Annotated in this window: 13 protein-coding genes and 1 pseudogene; 7 read left to right on the forward strand and 7 right to left on the reverse strand. The window is 66.3% G+C overall.

Translation table 11 applies throughout. The features are described from left to right. Nucleotides 1–64: 64 nt before the first annotated feature. Nucleotides 65–1,093, reverse strand: coding sequence for an NAD(P)/FAD-dependent oxidoreductase (locus ACVIGB_RS14770; protein ID WP_212310100.1), 1,029 nt, complete (start codon nt 1,091–1,093; stop codon nt 65–67). Between the two features lie 163 nt (nt 1,094–1,256). Here ACVIGB_RS14770 and ACVIGB_RS14775 point away from each other — a divergent pair, with 163 nt between their 5' ends. Beyond that, nucleotides 1,257–1,718, forward strand: a complete 462-nt coding sequence (locus tag ACVIGB_RS14775; RefSeq protein ID WP_028337718.1) for an acyl-CoA thioesterase — start codon at nt 1,257–1,259, stop codon at nt 1,716–1,718. A gap of 6 nt (nt 1,719–1,724) precedes the next feature. On the opposite strand, the gene ACVIGB_RS14780 is transcribed toward ACVIGB_RS14775, so the two are convergent. Further along, nucleotides 1,725–2,045 carry a 2Fe-2S iron-sulfur cluster-binding protein gene (locus ACVIGB_RS14780; protein WP_092115454.1) on the reverse strand — a complete coding sequence of 107 codons (321 nt, stop codon included), beginning with the start codon at nt 2,043–2,045 and terminating at the stop codon, nt 1,725–1,727. Nucleotides 2,046–2,206: 161 nt separating this feature from the next. Next, nucleotides 2,207–2,584 carry an Hpt domain-containing protein gene (locus ACVIGB_RS14785; protein WP_092115455.1) on the reverse strand — a complete coding sequence of 126 codons (378 nt, stop codon included), beginning with the start codon at nt 2,582–2,584 and terminating at the stop codon, nt 2,207–2,209. Between the two features lie 379 nt (nt 2,585–2,963). Here ACVIGB_RS14785 and ACVIGB_RS14790 point away from each other — a divergent pair, with 379 nt between their 5' ends. The 3 genes from ACVIGB_RS14790 (at nt 2,964) to ACVIGB_RS14800 (ending at nt 9,351) form a co-directional block, all read left to right on the forward strand. Beyond that, nucleotides 2,964–3,212 carry a hypothetical protein gene (locus ACVIGB_RS14790; RefSeq protein WP_456749151.1) on the forward strand — a complete coding sequence of 83 codons (249 nt, stop codon included), beginning with the start codon at nt 2,964–2,966 and terminating at the stop codon, nt 3,210–3,212. Continuing rightward, entirely contained in the window at nt 3,163–8,883 is a 5,721-nt protein-coding gene (locus tag ACVIGB_RS14795) for an apolipoprotein A-IV repeat region-like domain-containing protein (RefSeq protein WP_456749152.1), read from the forward strand. The genes ACVIGB_RS14790 and ACVIGB_RS14795 overlap by 50 nt, the downstream gene beginning before the upstream one ends. Nucleotides 8,884–8,988: 105 nt before the next feature. Next, nucleotides 8,989–9,351: a hypothetical protein gene (locus tag ACVIGB_RS14800; protein WP_456722076.1), complete on the forward strand. Its 363-nt coding sequence runs from the start codon at nt 8,989–8,991 to the stop codon at nt 9,349–9,351. A 39-nt stretch (nt 9,352–9,390) separates the two neighbouring features. On the opposite strand, the gene ACVIGB_RS14805 is transcribed toward ACVIGB_RS14800, so the two are convergent. The 3 genes and pseudogenes from ACVIGB_RS14805 to ACVIGB_RS14815 form a co-directional block, all read right to left on the reverse strand. Further along, the gene (locus ACVIGB_RS14805; RefSeq protein ID WP_106328293.1) at nt 9,391–10,266 is read right to left on the reverse strand and encodes an MlaD family protein; all 876 of its coding nucleotides are present in this window, start codon (nt 10,264–10,266) and stop codon (nt 9,391–9,393) included. A 121-nt stretch (nt 10,267–10,387) separates the two neighbouring features. Continuing rightward, nucleotides 10,388–11,158, reverse strand: a complete 771-nt coding sequence (locus ACVIGB_RS14810; protein WP_173637607.1) for an ABC transporter ATP-binding protein — start codon at nt 11,156–11,158, stop codon at nt 10,388–10,390. Between the two features lie 2 nt (nt 11,159–11,160). Further along, nucleotides 11,161–12,295, reverse strand: a pseudogene (locus ACVIGB_RS14815) (MlaE family ABC transporter permease). Nucleotides 12,296–12,429: 134 nt separating this feature from the next. Here ACVIGB_RS14815 and dgcA point away from each other — a divergent pair. Continuing rightward, a complete protein-coding gene (dgcA, locus tag ACVIGB_RS14820; protein ID WP_456722074.1) occupies nt 12,430–13,431 on the forward strand; it encodes an N-acetyl-D-Glu racemase DgcA in 1,002 nt (333 codons plus the stop codon). Here the strand turns inward: dgcA and ACVIGB_RS14825 are convergent. Next, the gene (locus tag ACVIGB_RS14825) at nt 13,401–14,600 is read right to left on the reverse strand and encodes an MFS transporter (protein WP_456722073.1); all 1,200 of its coding nucleotides are present in this window, start codon (nt 14,598–14,600) and stop codon (nt 13,401–13,403) included. The genes dgcA and ACVIGB_RS14825 overlap by 31 nt on opposite strands. 75 nt (nt 14,601–14,675) lie before the next feature. Here ACVIGB_RS14825 and ACVIGB_RS14830 point away from each other — a divergent pair, with 75 nt between their 5' ends. Both ACVIGB_RS14830 and ACVIGB_RS14835 read left to right on the forward strand, forming a co-directional pair. Then, the gene (locus tag ACVIGB_RS14830; RefSeq protein WP_456722072.1) at nt 14,676–15,959 is read left to right on the forward strand and encodes a hypothetical protein; all 1,284 of its coding nucleotides are present in this window, start codon (nt 14,676–14,678) and stop codon (nt 15,957–15,959) included. 138 nt (nt 15,960–16,097) lie between these two features. Then, nucleotides 16,098–17,657 (forward strand): caspase family protein, encoded by a 1,560-nt coding sequence (locus ACVIGB_RS14835; RefSeq protein WP_456722071.1) that lies wholly within the window; start codon nt 16,098–16,100, stop codon nt 17,655–17,657. Nucleotides 17,658–17,677 lie beyond the last annotated feature (20 nt).

The following is a 17,677-nucleotide window of genomic DNA, read 5'->3' on the forward strand; positions in this document are numbered from 1 at the left end:
TCCAGTACCCGCGCCGCGCGGGCAATGGCCCATGCCCCTGGCATTGGTCGCTGCTGAAGTGGAATCAGTTCACCCCAAGCTTCTTCTGCAAACTTGATGACGAGGTTGTGTACTGGAACACCAGCCGCTTGTCGGGATACACGTAGCGGTGCGCCTTCTGCGCCATCAACGCGCCCTCGTGGAAGCCGGAGAGAATGAGCTTCAGCTTGCCCGGATAGGTGTTGATGTCGCCGATCGCGAAGATGCCTGAAACGTTGGTCTCGAACGCTGCGGTGTCGACCGGCACCAGATTGTTCTCCAGCGCCACGCCCCAGTTCGCGACCGGACCGAGCTTCATGGTGAGCCCGAAGAACGGCAGCATCGTATCGCAGGTGATCGTCGACATCGCATTGTCGTTGCCCTTCAGCGCGGCGCCCGAGAGCTGACCGTTGGCGCCTTCGAGCCCGGTGACCTGGCCGATCTTCAGATCCATCTTGCCGTCGGCAACCAGCGAGCGCATCTGCTCGACGCTGTGCGGCGCTGCGCGGAAATCGTCGCGCCGATGCAGCAGCGTGATGCGCTTGGCGATCGGATGCAGATTGAGCGTCCAGTCGAGCGCGGAGTCGCCGCCGCCGACGATCAGGATGTTCTTGTCGCGGAACTGCTCCATCTTGCGCACGGCATAGAACACCGACGTGCCTTCATAGGCCTCGATGCCCGGCACCGGCGGACGCTTCGGCTGGAACGAACCGCCGCCCGCGGAGATCACGACGACCTTGACCTCGAACTCCTTGCCGGCATCGGTCTTCACGCGGAACAGGGGATCGCCGATCTTCTCGATGCTCTCCACCATCTCGTTGAGGTGGAAGGTCGCGCCGAACGGCTTGATCTGCTCCAGCAGTTGCTCGGTCAGGCCCTGGCCGGTGACAAAGGGAATCCCGGGAATGTCGTAGATCGGCTTCTCGGGATAGAGCTCGGCGCACTGCCCGCCGATCTTGTCGAGGATGTCGACCAGATGCACCTTCATGTCGAGCAGGCCCAGTTCGAACACGGCGAACAGTCCGCAGGGACCCGCGCCAATTATCAGCACATCGGTTTTGATCGCTTCGCTCATATCCGCTTCTTTTCAGTTGAAATCGACTGGACGGCTTTCGCCTGCCCAGCCAAGTATGGCCGGATCGGGACATGCATAATAGGGACAGCGGCTGGCGCGGCAACCCCTTGCCGAACCTGCGCAACTCGGCTGTATGGGCGGGAAACCGACGGAGATCCCCCTCGTGAATGCCCCTGTCCGCGCCGACGATGCACCGCGCCTGGAAGACTTTCCCTATCGCCTGTCCGACAATGTGCGCTTTGCCGATCTCGACCCGAACGGGCACGTCAACAACGCCGTCTATGCGAGCTATTTTGAGACCGGCCGCGTCACGCTGGTGAAGGACCTCAGCATGGGGCTGATGCCGGCCGGGCTAGGCTGGATCATGGTGCGGCTCGACATCCATTTCCGCGCCGAGCTGCACTGGCCGGGACAGATCGAGCTTGGGCTCGGTCTCGTCAAGTTCGGACGGACGTCGACCACTTTCGATCAGGTGGTATTTTCGGAAGGGAGATGCGTGGCGTCGGCGAAGGCGGTCACCGTGATGATCGATGAGGCCACGCGCAGACCGACGCCGCTGCCGGCGGAGGTCAAGCAGAACTTCCGCCGCTGGGTCCGTCGCGGTGTGAACCCGGACGGCGAATAAATCAGGTCAGGCCTGCCGCTCCGGCGTCGACACGACCAGTCCGTCGAGATCGTCGGTCACCTTGATCTGGCAGGACAGCCGCGAATTCGGACGCACGTCGAAGCCGAAATCCAGCATGTCCTCTTCCATCGGCGACGGCGCGCCGACCTTCTCGCGCCACGCGTCATCGACATAGACATGGCAGGTCGCACAGGCGCAGGCGCCACCGCATTCGGCTTCAATGCCGGGAATGGCGTTGCGGATCGCACCTTCCATCACCGTCGCGCCGTTCTCGATATCAATGGAGCGTTTCTCTCCGGAATGGTCGATAAAGTGTATTTTGGCCATGATTGCTCGTGCTGCCGGAATGCGCCGGACGATGGTTGGAAAGGTCCCGGCAGTCGTATAACGGGTCGATCCGTACAGCGCTAGCGCGGAGACCGAAAACCTGCCGGCCGGCCAGGGCGGCGCCCTACCCGTTGCCGCAGGCCGTGGAGATGCCGGAAGCCTTAGGAGCGGCCCAGAATCAGCTCGATCGCCGTGCGCGCCTCGGCAATCGCGGCCCCGAGCGCGGCGAGCGGCTGGGCCGGATCGGAACCGGCGGTGAGCGCGGTTTCCAGGTTGGCGGCAGCCTCGGCAACGCCGAAGGCGCCAATCGCCCGCGCCGATCCTTTCAGGGTGTGGGCGTGGGTCGGAGCCTCGGGCGGCAGGGCAGCCAGTTCGCCAAGGATCCGGGCCGACTGGGTCGAGAACATCGCCAGCACTTCCCGCTCCAGCCCCGGGTCCCCCAGCGTCATCCGTCGAAGGTGATCGACATCGATCGGCCCGTCGCCAGGCGCGAGCGGCGGCGATTGCGTCCATTCAACCCGTTCGAGATGAAGCGGCATAGCCTGTCCCTGTCGTCTCTGCCGGGCTTCACCGGCGGACCGTTCGCCCAGCCAATCACGAAACTGGTTAACGAATTGTTGTCGGGATGATCGGCAAAACCGCCCGATTCTGGACAATTTCCGGACACAATCGGCCCTCTAAGGCAGGAATTTCGAGTACCCATAAGGCCTTATGGCGCAAAGCTGTTAACGATGATTAAGAAAGTATTAATCGCAAGCATTTCATTCGCATCGCTCTCCCAATAGGATGTTTGCGGATGTAGCGGACAAGCCGCCGAGGGGGCGCTTGCGCTCCGCTTGTGGGCACCGGCTTCGAGCTTGCGTGGGGACGATCGCAGGCTCGCCGACGCGTAAAATAGTGAGAGGGCTCAGACTGAACATGGCGAACACTCCCAAGAAGGTCAAAGATCCCACCGAAGTCGCGCTTTCTGCCATCCAGGAAGCCCTCAACATCAGCGAGCAAGGCGCGGAGAGCCGCAGCCCCCTCAACGAAGGCGCCGCGCCGTTGAGCCTGCCGCCTTCAGCTCCGGATTTTTTCAGCCGCATCGTTCGAGTCCCGCTCGAATACCGATCGTTCGGTGTTCGAGCCGATCGAGGAACCGCGCGCGCCGCGCCGCGCCGCCAATGATGATCGCGAGACCATCGGCCAGATGCTGCAGACGCTGCAGGGAGGGCGTGCCCGCAACGCCTTCACGCTGTTCTTCGTCTGCTCCGGCGCGTGGCTGCTCGGCGGCGTGATCCTCACCATCGCGTTCTGGCCGGCCCTGCAGGCCTCGATGGCCCAGGGTACCGGCGTCCTGGTACTCGCCGGCCTCGCCGCGCTGTTCGCCGTTCCGGTGCTGCTGTTCTATTATCTCGCCAGCCTCGCCTCGCACGGTCAGCGCATGCAGATGATCGCGCAATCGATGGCGCAGGTCGCAATGCGATTCTCCGAGCCGGAAAACGCCGCCGCCGATTCCATGGTGACGGTAGGCCAGGCGATCCGCCGCGAGGTCGCGGCGATGGGCGACGGCGTCGAACGCGCGATCGCGCGCGCCGGCGAACTCGAGACCCTGGTTGCCAACGAGGTGGCGGCGCTGGAGCGTGCCTATTCCGACAATGAAGTGCGCATCCGCGCGCTGCTGCAGGACATCGCCCACCAGCGCGACAATCTGGTCGGCCAGGCCGAGCAGGTGCGCAGCGCGATCTCCGGCGTGCAGATCGACCTGCGCCATGACATCGCGCTGATCTCGGACGCGATTGCCTCGCGCGTCGACGAGGTCGCCAAGAGCATCACCGGCGCGCTGGAAGAGCGCGGCCAGCACATCACGACCGCACTGAGCCATGCCGGCGACAACATGATCCTCGCGCTCGGCGAGCGCGGCGGCGACCTGCTCGACCGCCTCGAGGAAGCCAGCGCCGAGACCACGCGCGCGGTGATGGACGCCTCCGAACGGCTCACCACCAGCCTCAACTTCAAGACCGGCCACGTCCATGACGAGTTCGTCGATCTGGCCGATCGCGTCCACGAGATGCTGAACGAGCGCATCGACCGCATCACCGGCGAGTTCGAGCAGCGTTCGTCTGCGATCGTCGACGGCATCTCCGACCGCACCGAAGAGGTCCACGACTCCCTGAAGAATTCCGCGGACTCGCTGCTGCTCGAGCTCGAGCTGCGCAGCAACGACCTGGTCAGCAAGATCGACGACGCCGGCAACCGCCTCGCCGGCCAGATCATGACGTCCGGCGACCGCGCGAGCGAGGCGCTCGACGTCACCGTCAATTCGCTGGTCGCCAAGGTGGTGGGCCAGACCGAGACCGCGCACGACTCGCTGTCGCTGCAGATGAGTGCGTTCGACGACCTGGTGAAGAACCACGGCAGCGAGCTCGCCGAGAAATTCGCCCGCGACTCCGGCACGCTCGGCGCGCTGATCACCCGCCACATCTCTGAATTCGACCGCACCGTGAAGACGTTCGGCGGCGACATCGTCGAGCGCATGGGCCAGCGGACCCAGGACATCGCCGACAGCCTGAAGACCTATGTCGACACCTTCGACAATCGCGTCACCACCAATAGCGGCGAGATCACCGCTTCGCTCGACCAGCGCCTGCTGCAGTTCGAGACCACGCTCGGCAGCCGCGTCACCAACCTCGACGCCTCGCTGACCGACAAGCTGTCGTCGTTCGACAGTTCGCTCGCCACCAAGATCGGCTCGTTCGACGGCCGCCTGCAGTCGCTGGATGACGCGATCGACGGCCGCATGCGGACGATCGAAGTCACCTTCGAGAGCCGCGCCAAGTCAGTCACCGACACCATCGACGGCCATCTCGGCACGCTCGCGACCCAGCTGACCGAAGGCGCCACCCAGGCGATCCACTCGATCGACTCGCGCCTCGGCCTGCTCACCACGACCCTGACCGAGGGCACCGTGCAGGCGATCGCCGCGGTCGACCATCGCATCAACGGCGTCACCGAGACCATCGACGGCCACAGCAACCGCCTGGTCGACACCATCAACGGCCACAGCACCCGCCTCGCCGATACCATCAACGGTCACAACACCCGCCTCGTCGAGACCATCAGTGGTCATAGCTCGAACGTGACCGACACCATCTCGGCGCGCTTCGCCGATATCCAGCAGGGCATCGAGAGCCGCGTCGGCGTCATCGCCGGTGACATCGACACCCGCGTCGCGCAGTTCGAGGACCTCTTGGGCTCGCGCGTCGAGGCCGTCGCCGGCCGTATCGAGAGCAGCGGCCGCCAGGCGAGCGAGGACCTGATGTCCCGCGCCGAAATGTTGTCGTCGAGCATCAAGTCCCATGTCGAGGACGCCGAGCGCTCGCTGACCAACCTCGTGGTCAACACCAGCGAAACCATCCAGACCGGCGCGCGCACGGCGCAGCAGGCGCTGCTCACCGTGTCCGCGGATGTCGGCAACCAGCTCAAGCAGAGCTCCGCCGAGGTCGAGAGCGTGCTGACCGCGGTCGGCACCAGCGCCGCCAACTCGATCCTCACCAGTGCCCGCGACGCCCAGGTCTCGCTGGTCTCCGCATCCGGCGACGTCGCCTCGCAGATCAAGGCGCTGTCGGAGGACGTCGAGCGCACGCTGCAGGCGGCCGGCAGCGCCACCGCAGCCTCGGTGCTGTCGGGCGCCCGCGACGCGCAGACCACGCTCGTCTCGGCCTCGATCGAAGCCGCAAGCCAGGTCAAGTCACTGGCCGCCGACGTCGAGCAATCGCTGTCGATGTCCGGCTCAGCGGCCGCCGAAGCGATCATGACCGGTGCCCGCGAGGCCCAGACCACGCTGATCGCGACGTCGGCCGACGTCACGGGCCAGGTCAAGTCGCTCGCCAGCGACGTCGAGCGCTCGCTGTCAATGGCCGGTTCCGCGACCGCGGAAGCCGTCGTCGCCTCCGCCCGCGAAGCCCAGAGCACGCTGGCCGGTGCGTCGACCGAAGCCACCAACCTCGCCCGCACGCTCGCGGCCGACATCCAGCACTCGCTCTCGACCGCCGGCACCGCGACCGCGGAAGCCGTCGTCGCCTCCGCCCGCGAGGCGCAGAACACGCTGGCCGGCGCGTCGACCGACGCCACCAATCTGGTCCGCACCCTGTCGGCCGACATCGAGCGCTCGCTGTCGATGGCCGGCTCCGCCACCGCGGAAGCCGTCGTCGCCGCCGCGCGCGAGGCGCAGAGCACGCTGGCCGGCGCATCCACCGAGGCCACCGATCTGGTCCGCACGCTGGCGGCCGACATGGAGCGCTCGCTGTCGATGGCCGGCTCCGCCACCGCGGAATCGATCACATCAGGTGCGCGTGAAGCCCAGAGCATGCTGGTCAATGCATCGACCGAGTCTGCGACAAAGGTGACGGCGCTTGCCGCCGATATCCAGCGCGCGCTGTCGATGGCCGGTTCCGGCACCGTCGAGGTGCTGACGGCCGGCGCTCGCGAGGCGCAGAATACCCTCGTCACCGCGTCGACCGAAGCAGCCAACCACGTCAAGTCGCTGGCAGCCGATGTCGAGCGCACCCTGACGTCGGTCGGCACCAACACCGCCCAGACGATCCTCGGCAGCGCCCGCGATGCCCAGAACTCGTTCGTGGCAACGTCCAACGAGGCCGCAACCCAGATCCGCGCGATCTCGGTCGAGATCGAGCGCTCGCTGACCACGACCAGCGCCGAGACTGCGCAGACCATCCTGGGCAGCGCCCGCGAGGCCCAGAGCTCGTTTGCGGCGACTTCCGCCGACGCGGCCGCCCAGATCCGCACGCTCTCGACCGATATCGAGCGCGCGCTGGGTTCGGTCACAGCCAAGACCACCGACAACATCCAGACCTCTGCGCAGAACGCACAGGCCGCGCTGATCAACATGTCCAACGAGGTCACGACCAAGGTCAAGACGACCTCCGCCGACATCGAACGTTCGGTGCTGTCTGCGTCCAGCGCATTCGGCTCGGCCATGACCGGCAAGACCGACGAGATCGTCACCTATGTGCAGCAGCAGACCGAGCGGCTGTCGCAGATGGTCGACGGCCGCCGCGGCTCGCTGGTCGAGGCGCTGACCGCCAAGACCACACAGCTGTCGAACGACATGGATCGCGCCACCGCGGACGCGCTGAAGGCGATCGAAACCCGCGGCCTCGCCTTCTCGCAGTCGATGGCGGCACATGGCGGCGATGTCGCGCGCAACATCACCTCGGCCGGCGATCAGGCGACCGGCGCGGTGGCGAAGTCGCTCAAGGAGCTCGAGCAGGCCTCGCGCGCGGCGATCGACCAGTCGCGCCAGGTCTCGATCTCGGCCGTCACGGAAATGCAGGAGACCAGCAAGATCCTGCGCACCGATACGGTGGCGCTGTTCGAGCGGCTGCGCGAGGGCAACATCCTGCTGCAGGAAGTGTTGACCGGCGCCCACGACAACCTCAACTCGCTGGAGCGCGCGCTGGTGACCCGCGTGGCCGACTTCGTGTCCGCCATGAACGACGTGACGTCGCGCAACGGCGTGGCGACCCAGACGCTGGAAGACCAGCTCACGGTGTTCAACAGCAAGACCGGCAAGGCGCTGGAAGATCTCGGCGCGCTGTCGAGCCAGTTCGAGACCCACGGCAAGGCGCTGATCGAGGCGGCTGCCGTGGTCGAGCAGGCCAACCGTTCGACGACGGCCTCCGTCAGCGAGCGCAAGTCGGCGCTGGAATCGCTGGTCACCACCATCGACCTGCGCACCACCGATCTCGACCAGCGGCTGTCGCGCTTCACCGGCCTGCTCGATGAATCGCTCGGCGCGGCCGAGGAACGCGCCCGCGACATCGCGCGCGTGGTGGCGGAGACCGCAGGCGCCGGTTCGGCTGCGATCAGCAAGCAGTTCGAGGCGGTGCGCATGGCCGCCGAGAACGAGCGTCAGCAGACCGTCGACGCCATGAGCGACCTCTACCAGCAGAGCAACGCCGAGACCGACGCGATGTTCAAGGAATCGACGGAGAAGTTCTCCGCGATGGTCACGGCGATGAAGCAGATGGCAAGCGAGATGCACAGCGAGCTCGAGGCCACCCGCAACGAGCTGCGCCGCGGCGTGCTGGAAATGCCGCAGGAGGCCGCCGAAAACACCGCGCAGATGCGCAAGGTGATCGTCGACCAGATCGAGGCCCTGGCCGAGCTGAACCGCATCGTCGCCCATCACGGCCGCGGGCTCGACGTGGTCTCGTCCAACCGCGCCAGCGTCCGCCACGAGGAGCCGGTGATGGCTGCCGCCGGTGGCCGCGGCGACGTGCGCATGCGGGATAACGGCAACAGCGCCTCGACGCTGCCGCCGCCGGATCTCGGCATGGCGACCTCGCGCCGCACCGAGGCCCCGTCGGTCAGCCCGGCCGGCCCCAACAACGGCGATGGCTGGCTGTCCGACCTGCTCAACCGCAGTGACGCGCCGTCGCCCGCCCCGCAGAACCGCGACGCCCAGCAGCGCCCGCGTCCGCAGCAGCAGCCGGCCGCCAATCCGCTGGAATCGCTGTCGCTCGACATCGGCCGGCTGATGGACCGCACGCTTGCGGCCGAGATGTGGGATCGCTACCAGCGCGGCGAGAACAAGGCGTTCTCCAAGCGCCTCTACACGCCGGCCGGCCAGAAGGCCTTCGACGAGGTGGCCCGCAAGTACCGCGCCGACCGCGGCTTCAAGCAGACGGTCGACCGCTACATCGCGGAGTTCGAGCGCCTGCTCGACGAAGTCGCCCGCGAAGGCCGCGGCCAGCAGGAACTGAGCAGCCACCTGACCTCGGAAACCGGGCTGGTCTACACCCTGCTCGCCCATGCCGCGGGACGGCTGGGGTAAGCGTTCGAGCCATCGCAGTACAAGAAACGGAGGCAGCGATGCCTCCGTTTTGCTTTTGACCGCCGCAAGACTAAATTTGCGGGAGAACGAGCTGGGAGGGTTCAGATGTTGCTCGCACGCTGGCGGCCCATCGTCGCGCTGACGATGCTCGGGACAATTGGGGTGCCCGTGGTTGCGACGGCGGACCCGATCCAGCCGTCCAAAATCCGGACCATCAGAATAAAGGAAGAAAGCAAACCTGCGGCCGGTGCGCGCGTCGTTCGAACGACGCCTGTCAGCCTGGCAGGCGATGCGACCCACGATACGACCAGCCGCGCATGGCCGGCAACACAGGGCCTCGTCAATGCGGCATCCGATCCCCACCATATTCGCAGCTTGAGGATCCGCTCGGAGCAGACGTATCCGGACGACCGCTATCGCCGCTTCGTTCCTGAAGCAGCCGAGCCATCTGAGGCAGCGCCCCAGTAGCACTGCGGCGATCGTCGGGACGAACGGAGGGCGCGTAGCCTATTGCTGCCGGCGCCGCGGCCCGGCCGGTGCTGCGGCCGGAGCCGGCGCGGGCTCGGGTGCGGCGTTGTTGCTGCCGCCGAAGATCACCCGGCTCGGGTTGCGGTCGAAATTGTTCACGGCGCGGCTGATGTCGGACAGCGTGCGGCGGCCGTCGTTGATCAGGAGATTGGAGCGCTTATCGAGATCGTCGGCGAGCTCGCGGATCGACTTCACCATCAGGTTCAGCTCGCTGCCATTGTTGCCGCCCGCGATCGCATTGAGGCCCAGCATCAGATTGTCGGCCTTGCCCATCACGCCGTCGACCTTGAGCATGACGTTGTCGATCTTCTCGGAATTGCGCGCCAGCGCCTGGGTGAAGACCTCGAGATTCTTCAGCGAATTCTTCACCGACTGCTGATTGTCGGCGACGATGCGGTTGACGTTCTGCAGGGTGGCGCGGATCGCTTCGGTGACGTCCTGCAGCGCGTTGGGGTCGGCGGTCAAAACCGGGATGCCGTCCTCATCCAGCGGCACCGGCGGGGCGGCCTCCTCGCCGCCCTTCAGCGAGATCGCGGCGACGCCGGTGAGGCCCTGGAATTCGAGGCCGACCAGGGTGTCCTTGCGCAGCGGTGCGTTGTTCTCGATCATCGCCAGCGCGACCACGCGTCGCGGGTTGTCGAGCTTGACCGAGACCACTTCCCCTATCCGGATACCGTTAAAATTGACATTGCCGCCATTGCGCAGACCCGACGCCGGCCCCTCGAAGATCACCCGCAGGGGGCTGCGCTGCTTGGTGGTGTGCAGGCTCTGGAACCACAGCACGAAGCCGAACGCCGCAGCGATTACCGCCAGCGTGAAAGCCCCGATCAAGACGTAGTTCGCCCGCGTTTCCATCAATTGCTCGCGTTCATCACTCTTGGGCGCTCGCGCAGTCGGCCTGCGTTCGAGCCCGTCGAATTCCCTGTTGGCGCATGATCTCGTCCGAAAACCGGTCTTTTCGTTTCGGGATCATGGGCTAGGCCACAACGGCTCGGGCGCGCTTGCCGTTGAAATATTGCTGCAGCCACGGATGCTGCGATGCCTTCATGTCGGCGATCGATCCTGCAGCAATGATCTTACCGTTCCCTAAAACGGCGATACGGTCGCACGCGGTGTATAGACTGTCGAGATCGTGGGTTACCATGAAAACGGTCAGCCCCAAAGTGCGCTGCAGGGTGCGCACCAGCTCGTCGAAATCCCCTGCGCCGATCGGATCGAGACCCGACGTCGGCTCGTCGAGAAACACGAGCTCCGGATCGAGCGCGAGTGCGCGCGCCAGCGCGACGCGCTTGATCATGCCGCCGGACAGTTCCGACGGATAGCGATCGGCGACCTCGGGCTTCAGGCCGACCATCACCAGCTTCGCCACCATGATCTCGTCGAGCAGCCGCTGCGAGACCCGCAGATATTCGCGCGCCGGAAACTGGATGTTCTGGCGCACCGTGAGCGAGGAGAACAGCGCGCCCTGCTGGAACAGGATGCCCCAGCGCCGCTCCACGGCGCGGCGCTGCGCCGAGCTCGCGGCATCGAGATCGACGCCGAACACTTCGATGCGGCCGGAGACCTTCGGCACCAGGCCGATGATGGTGCGCGTCAGCACCGATTTGCCAGCACCCGACGGGCCGACGAAGCCGAGGATCTCGCCGCGCTTGACGTCGAGGTCGAGGCCGTCGAGCACGCGCGTGTTGCCGAATTGAACCGTGATGTCGCGGACCCGGATGATGGCGTCGATGTCCTGCTCGGCCATGATCACATCCCGATCGAGGCGAAGAAGATCGCGAACACGCCGTCCATCACGATCACGAAGAAGATCCCTTTCACCACCGACGCGGTGGTGTGCTGACCGAGCGATTCCGCCGAGCCCTGCACTGCAAGCCCCTCGACGCAGGCGACGATGCCGATCACCGCGGCCATGACAGGCGCCTTGACCATGCCGACGATGAAATGATCGATCGATATGGCATCACGAAGGCGGAGCAGGAAGGCCTCCGGATCGACGCCGCCATAGAGCCACGCCACCAGGCCGCCGCCATACAGCGCGGCCATCGCGCCGAGAAAGGCCAGGATCGGCAGCGCCAGCACCAGCGCCAGCATCCGCGGCAGGATCAAGACCTCAATCGGATCGAAGCCCATGGTGCGCAGCGCGTCGATCTCCTCGCGCATCTTCATCGAGCCGAGCTCGGCGGTATAGGCCGAGCCGGAGCGGGCCCGCGACCATGATCGCGACCAGCAGCACGCCGATCTCGCGCAGCACCAGCACGCCGAGCATGTCGACCACGAAGATGTCGGCGCCGAACCTGCGGAAGTGGAAGATGCCCTGCTGCGAGATGATGCAGCCGATCAGGAAGGTGATCAGCACCACGATCGGCACGGCGCGCAAGCACACCTGCTCGAGGTGATGCACCGTCGAGGTCAGACGGAAGCTACGCGGATGGATCAGCACCTTGCCGGCGGCGGCCAGCACGGCACCGAGCATGTCGACGAGACCGATGATGGTGCCGCTGACCCCGGCCACGGTGCGGCCGATCTGCTCGAGCATGCCCGTAATCGACAGCCGGTCGCTGACGACCCTGGGCGCAGGGCCGACGCGGCGGACCTCGTCGACCAGGCTGGAATAATTGGCAGAGAGGCCGGCGATCTCCGCTTCGGCGCTGGCGTCGCTGAGGCTGCGGCGCAGCCGCTCGATCAGCCACGCGCCGAACGTGTCGAGGCTCGCGACCTGCGACACATCGATGAAGATGTGGGGACGGCTGCCGCGCAGTTTCTCGGCGTCGGAGACGATCCGCTCGAGCGCGGGAGCAAAGCGGGCTGTCCAATTGCCCGCCGCGCACAACGCCAGTCCTTCGCCTTGGGCTATCCGCTCCAGTGTCGGGTCGCCGCTCACCTTTTGCCTACCCCTCAAGCCGGCTGGCCGTTGATCTCCGGCGGCTTGCCGGATCGGCTTGTCGAATCTGCCGCTAACCAGCCATAGTTGGTTGCGCGTCGCAAGCTACGGTTCAGGAAATAGTAGACTTTAAAATGACTTCCACCCCTCCCGGAGCCGTTTCCCTGACAGGGCGGATCGAGCGCTGGCCGATCGCCGGAACCTTCACGATCAGCCGCGGCACCAAGACCGAGGCGGTCGTCGTGGTGGCCGAGGTGAGCCGGGGCGGCCTCACCGGCCGCGGCGAATGCGTGCCCTACCCACGCTACGGCGAAACGCCCGAGGCGACGCTGCAGGCGATCCAGGCGATGCAGGAGCCGCTCGCCGGCGGCATGGACCGTATCGCCTTGCAGGCCAGCATGCCCGCCGGCGCGGCCCGCAATGCGCTGGATTGCGCGCTGGCGGACCTCGAGGCCAAACGCGCCGGCAGGCGGATCTGGAACCTGCTCGGCCGGCCTGCGCCCGAACCGCGCACCACCGCCTATACGATCTCGCTCGGAACGCCTGAGGCGATGGCGGAGGCCACCGCGAAGGCCGCGCATCGCGCGCTGCTCAAGATCAAGCTCGGCGGCGATGGCGACGCCGCGCGGATCGTCGCGGTGCGCAAGGCCGCGCCGGCATCCGAACTCATCGTCGACGCCAATGAAGCCTGGACCGAGGACAACCTCGCCGCCAACCTTGCGGCCTGCGCCGATGCCGGCGTCACGCTGATCGAGCAGCCGCTGCCGGCGGGCAACGACGAGGCGCTGCTGCGGATCAAGCGCCCGGTTGCGGTGTGCGCCGACGAGAGCGTGCATGACCGCGCCTCTCTCGAGGGCCTGCGCGGCCGCTATGACGCCGTCAACATCAAGCTCGACAAGACCGGCGGGCTGACCGAAGCGCTCGCGATGGCGGATGCTGCCCGCGCGCTCGGCTTCGAGATCATGATCGGCTGCATGGTCGCGACCTCGCTTGCGATGGCGCCGGCGATGCTGATCGCGCAAGCCGCGCGCTTCGTCGATCTCGACGGCCCGCTGCTGCTGGCCAAGGACCGCGACAACGGCCTGCGCTACGACGGCAGCCTGGTCTATCCGCCCGACGCCGCACTCTGGGGATAATGGGTTAACCGCTTGCGTGCCAGCCACATCACAAGCCCGCCCGTCGCTGCCATCACCGCCATCATGTCGTAGACGCCGAGGCCGAAGCGCGCATAGACCATGCCGCTGACGATCGCCGTGGTGCTTGCGACAATGCCGCCGCAGGCGGTGAGATAGCCCTGCGCGCGTGCCATCACATGAACCGGCACGTGATGCACCATCAGCCCCATGATGCCGACCTGGGTCAGACCGAAGCTCAGCCCGTGCCCGAGCTGGACCACAGCAAGCACGGCAAGCGGCGGATCCTGCGCGGTGATCGCCCAGCGCGCCACGGCGCTGGCGGCCGCGATCATCACCAGGACAGCCGAAGGCAGCGTGAAGCGCGGCGATAGCGCAAACAGCACGATCTCGGCGATCACGCCAAGCACCCAGAGGGCCGCGATCGTCAGGCCGCTGAAGCCGGCCTGCTGCCAGGCAATCGATGCGAAGATGTAATAGGCGCCGTGGCTGCCCTGGATCAGCGCCGAGGACACGATGATCGCGAGGAACGTCGGATTGCGCAGCAGCCGCGGCGCGCCGACCGCGTGCGCGACTGCGGCCGCTGGACGGCCCAGCGGCCGCAGCGTCAGCCCGACCAGCGCACCGAGCACGGTCACGGCGGTGATGATCCAGATCAGATCGACCTCGGCGACATAGCGGAGCAAGAACCCGCTGACGAGCGCGCAGACCGCGAAGGCGGCCGAACCCCACAGCCGCAACGGTCCGTAGCTCAGGCCAAATTGCCTGACGCCGCGCAGCGCATAGGCGTCGGTGAGCGGCACCATCGGTGTCCAGACGCAGCAGGTCAGCGCATAGACCGCGAGCAGCACCAACGGCTGGTGCTGGGTGCCGATCACGGCAAAGCCCAGTGCGGTGGCGAATCCCGTGGCGATCATCGCACCGCGCAGCATCTGGCGGCGCTCCGCCGCCGCAGTGAGCAGCGGCAGGACGGTGAAGCGCGTCACCGGCGGCACCGCCGTGATGATGCCGATCCAGGTGGCATCGATCCCGATCGCCTTCAGCCACACCGTGAAAAACGGCAGATGGACCCCGGTCATCCCGAACGTCGTGGCATAGAATGCCGCGAGGCTGCGCGCGAATCGCCGCGGCGCAACCTTGGCTGCAATGGGGATTTGTGATTCGGAAGACATCAATTCAATTGCGATTCGCGCGATATCGTGGTGATCGTTAGCGTAACGCGCAGTGATTTGCGCGGAGAGATTGTGATGGCCGAAGAAGCATTCGCCCTGTCGCCGATATCCGCCCGCGCGGCCCTGCCGAGCGAGGAGGACTATGCTGCGATCAGCGCGGCCTTCATGGAGACCTCGCGGGGCCGCTGGTTCCTCGGCGAATACGCCAAGCGCAACCGCAATGCCGACACCCGCATGGTGCTCGATGCCGTGGCGCGGATCGAGGACAGCCTCAGCGCGCAGCGGCAAGCCGCCGCAGCGGCCATCAGGGACGAGCAGCTGGCACAGGCGCTGGCCGCCCTGCGCGGCGCGATCGAGGCCGCCCAGGCCACCGCCATCGCGGCGCTCGACGGCATCAGCTTCGAACCAAACCTCGCGCCGGTGCGCAAGGGCGTGCGGGTGATCAGGGAGATCTCCTGGCGGCTGCGCGAGATCGGCAATGACGGCCGGATCTGCGACATCATCGATTCGCAGGCCAGCGCGATCGAGGCCGGTGCGACCGAGGTTTCGATGGACGACGCCAAGGCCGTGCTGGATGCCGCCTTCGCGGCGCTGGCCCGCCGGCTCAGCGAATTCGATCCGGACCAGGCGGAAACGCCAGTGGCCGAACCTGATGTGGCCGAAGCACCGGTTGCGGAACCGCCCGCTGCTGCCCCCTCGCCGCAACCAGTAGCGGAAAGCGCTGCCGCCGAGAGTGCTGCTGTCCCCGATGCTGCTCTTGCCGCCACGGCGACCGCGCCGCCTCGGGAAGCCGTTGCAACGCCGAGCGCTGAGGCTGCCACGGCCGCAATGCCGGAGCCGAGCGAAGCATGGCTCAAGGCGGAGGCCGCACTGGCCGAAGCCGAAGCCGCAGAGCTCGCCCGCGTCACCGAGGCCGCCGCTGACGCCCAGGACGAAGCGATGCTCGACCTGATCGCGATGGAGATGGGCGCGCCCGATCCGATCGACGAAGAAGCGATCGCCGAGGAAATGCATGCTGCCGAGGAGATGCGCGTCGCCGAGGCGATGGCTGACGAGCCCGAGATGGTTGCACCGGCCATTCAGCCCGAGCCCGCACCGGCGCCCGAGCCGATCGAGGTCAAGGTCGAGCCGATGGCTGCAGCGCCGATTGCTGCAGCACCGGTTGCCGCGGCTCCGGCAACCGAGCCGCCGCCTCTCCCACCCGCCGTCGAGGCTGCCGTTGCTCCCGCAGCAGAACTCTCACTCGGCTCGACCATCATCGCGAGTGGCCTTTTGAAAAAGCCGAGCGTCGCGGCCAACGATCCGCTCGCGCCGATCCGCCGCATGAGCCAGGTCGAGAGAATCGCGTTTTTCTCGTAGACGCGACGTGTGCGCGCTGCGCACTCACCTTCCATTGACCACCCACGCAGCGTGACCCAGCTCACATACGGCGGGCGTGTCCGCGCCTAGCCTCGCCGCGACCGGTCCCGCACCGGGACCAGCTTTTGGGAGCGCGCGATGGTCCGCCTGACATCCATCATGATATCGGCCGCATTGCTCGGTCTGTTGAGCCTCGGTGTGTCGGGCACAGCATCTGCCGAGACCAGCGGCGCCACCATCGGCAATGCAACGCAGACGCCGGCACAATCGATCGATCAAGCCGCTTCGCCGGCGACGCCCACTGCAGCGACGCCGGCTGCGCTACGCGGCCCCGAGCAGCGCGTCGCGCTCGTGATCGGCAATGCGAACTATGAGAATGCGCCAAAACTCGCCAATCCCGGCAATGACGCGCAGTCGATGGCCGAATTGTTGAACGCGGCCGGCTTCGAGGTGATCTCCGCGACCGACCTCAGGCAGGGCGACATGGTCAAGGTGTTGCAGGATTTCTCCGACAAGGTCGCGGCGCGCGGCCCCGGCACGGTCGCGATGATCTATTACGCCGGCCACGGCGTGCAGCTCGCCGGCGAGAATTATCTGATTCCGGTCGATGCCAGGATCGCCACGCCGTCCGACCTCGACGGCAATTCGGTGCGCCTCGTCGACGTGATGGGCACACTGGAGAACATTCCGAGCCGGATGCGCATCGTGGTGCTCGATGCCTGCCGTAACAACCCGTTTCCCAACGTCAACGACGCGGGCCGCGGCCTTGCCGTCGTCGATGCCCCAAGCGGCTCGATCGTCGGCTATTCGACCGCACCCGGCATGGAAGCGCAGGACGGCAGCAACGGCCACAGCCCCTACACCAACGCCTTCCTGCGTCTGGCGCGCGAGCCCAATCTGCCGATCGAGCAGCTGTTCAAGCGCATTCGCCTCGACGTCAACTCGACGACCGATGGCCGCCAGACGCCGTGGGAAAGCTCGTCGCTGACCTCCGACTTCTATTTCTTCGGCGACACCGCGGTCGCGTCGACCCGTGCACCGGCGAATGGCCCGGTCGTGCAGATGGCATCGAACCTGCCGAATCGCTCGGTGCACCAGGCCTATGACTTCGTGCTGTCGGAGGGGCGGCCGGAATACTATGAAGAATTCATCCGGCTCTATCCGCGCGATCCGCTCTGCGATCGCATTCGCTTCCTGCTGACGAACTGGTTGCAGGTCGCGGCCTGGCACAAGGCGGTGCTCGCCAACACGCCGTTCGCCTACAAGACCTTCCATGACAATTTCGGCAACAGCCCCTACGCGCAGTCGGCGTTGAAGCTGCAGACGCAGCCGAAAGCAATTCCGCTGATGCAGTTCACGCGGCTTTCTAGTCGTCCAGCCTTCCGGCCGATTAATGCCGGCGCGCAGGGTGCCGTCGGCAAGATCGTGACCATGCCCGCGCCTGGAGCGAAGCCGGTCGGCATGCCAAGCTCAATCGGCAAGAGCAAGGTCGCAAGCCTTCCTGGAGCCAATGCCGGCAACACCACCTCGAACCGGATCATGAAAGATAATGGCGGGCAGCACTTCCGCGCCGAGCGGCAGAGCATGCAAGTCAACCGGACGGGATCGGGTGGTAGCCATACAGCGTTCCACCCAAGTCCGTCCGGCTCACATCTCGGCGGAATGGGCGCCAGCCACCGTGGCGGCTTCAGGCACTGATCAGCCGCGCTCCACAACGA

This window comes from Bradyrhizobium sp. USDA 4341 (assembly GCF_054063755.1).

Coding starts and splice junctions, on each gene's coding strand:
- ACVIGB_RS14810 (WP_173637607.1), bottom strand. CDS start 11,158: ATGGCCGAGCAGGACATCGACGCCATCATCCGGGTCCGCGACATCACG.
- ACVIGB_RS14830 (WP_456722072.1), top strand. CDS start 14,676: ATGGCCGAAGAAGCATTCGCCCTGTCGCCGATATCCGCCCGCGCGGCC.
- ACVIGB_RS14800 (WP_456722076.1), top strand. CDS start 8,989: ATGTTGCTCGCACGCTGGCGGCCCATCGTCGCGCTGACGATGCTCGGG.
- ACVIGB_RS14785 (WP_092115455.1), bottom strand. CDS start 2,584: ATGCCGCTTCATCTCGAACGGGTTGAATGGACGCAATCGCCGCCGCTC.
- ACVIGB_RS14770 (WP_212310100.1), bottom strand. CDS start 1,093: ATGAGCGAAGCGATCAAAACCGATGTGCTGATAATTGGCGCGGGTCCC.
- dgcA (WP_456722074.1), top strand. CDS start 12,430: ATGACTTCCACCCCTCCCGGAGCCGTTTCCCTGACAGGGCGGATCGAG.
- ACVIGB_RS14790 (WP_456749151.1), top strand. CDS start 2,964: ATGGCGAACACTCCCAAGAAGGTCAAAGATCCCACCGAAGTCGCGCTT.
- ACVIGB_RS14825 (WP_456722073.1), bottom strand. CDS start 14,600: ATGTCTTCCGAATCACAAATCCCCATTGCAGCCAAGGTTGCGCCGCGG.
- ACVIGB_RS14805 (WP_106328293.1), bottom strand. CDS start 10,266: ATGGAAACGCGGGCGAACTACGTCTTGATCGGGGCTTTCACGCTGGCG.
- ACVIGB_RS14835 (WP_456722071.1), top strand. CDS start 16,098: ATGGTCCGCCTGACATCCATCATGATATCGGCCGCATTGCTCGGTCTG.
- ACVIGB_RS14780 (WP_092115454.1), bottom strand. CDS start 2,045: ATGGCCAAAATACACTTTATCGACCATTCCGGAGAGAAACGCTCCATT.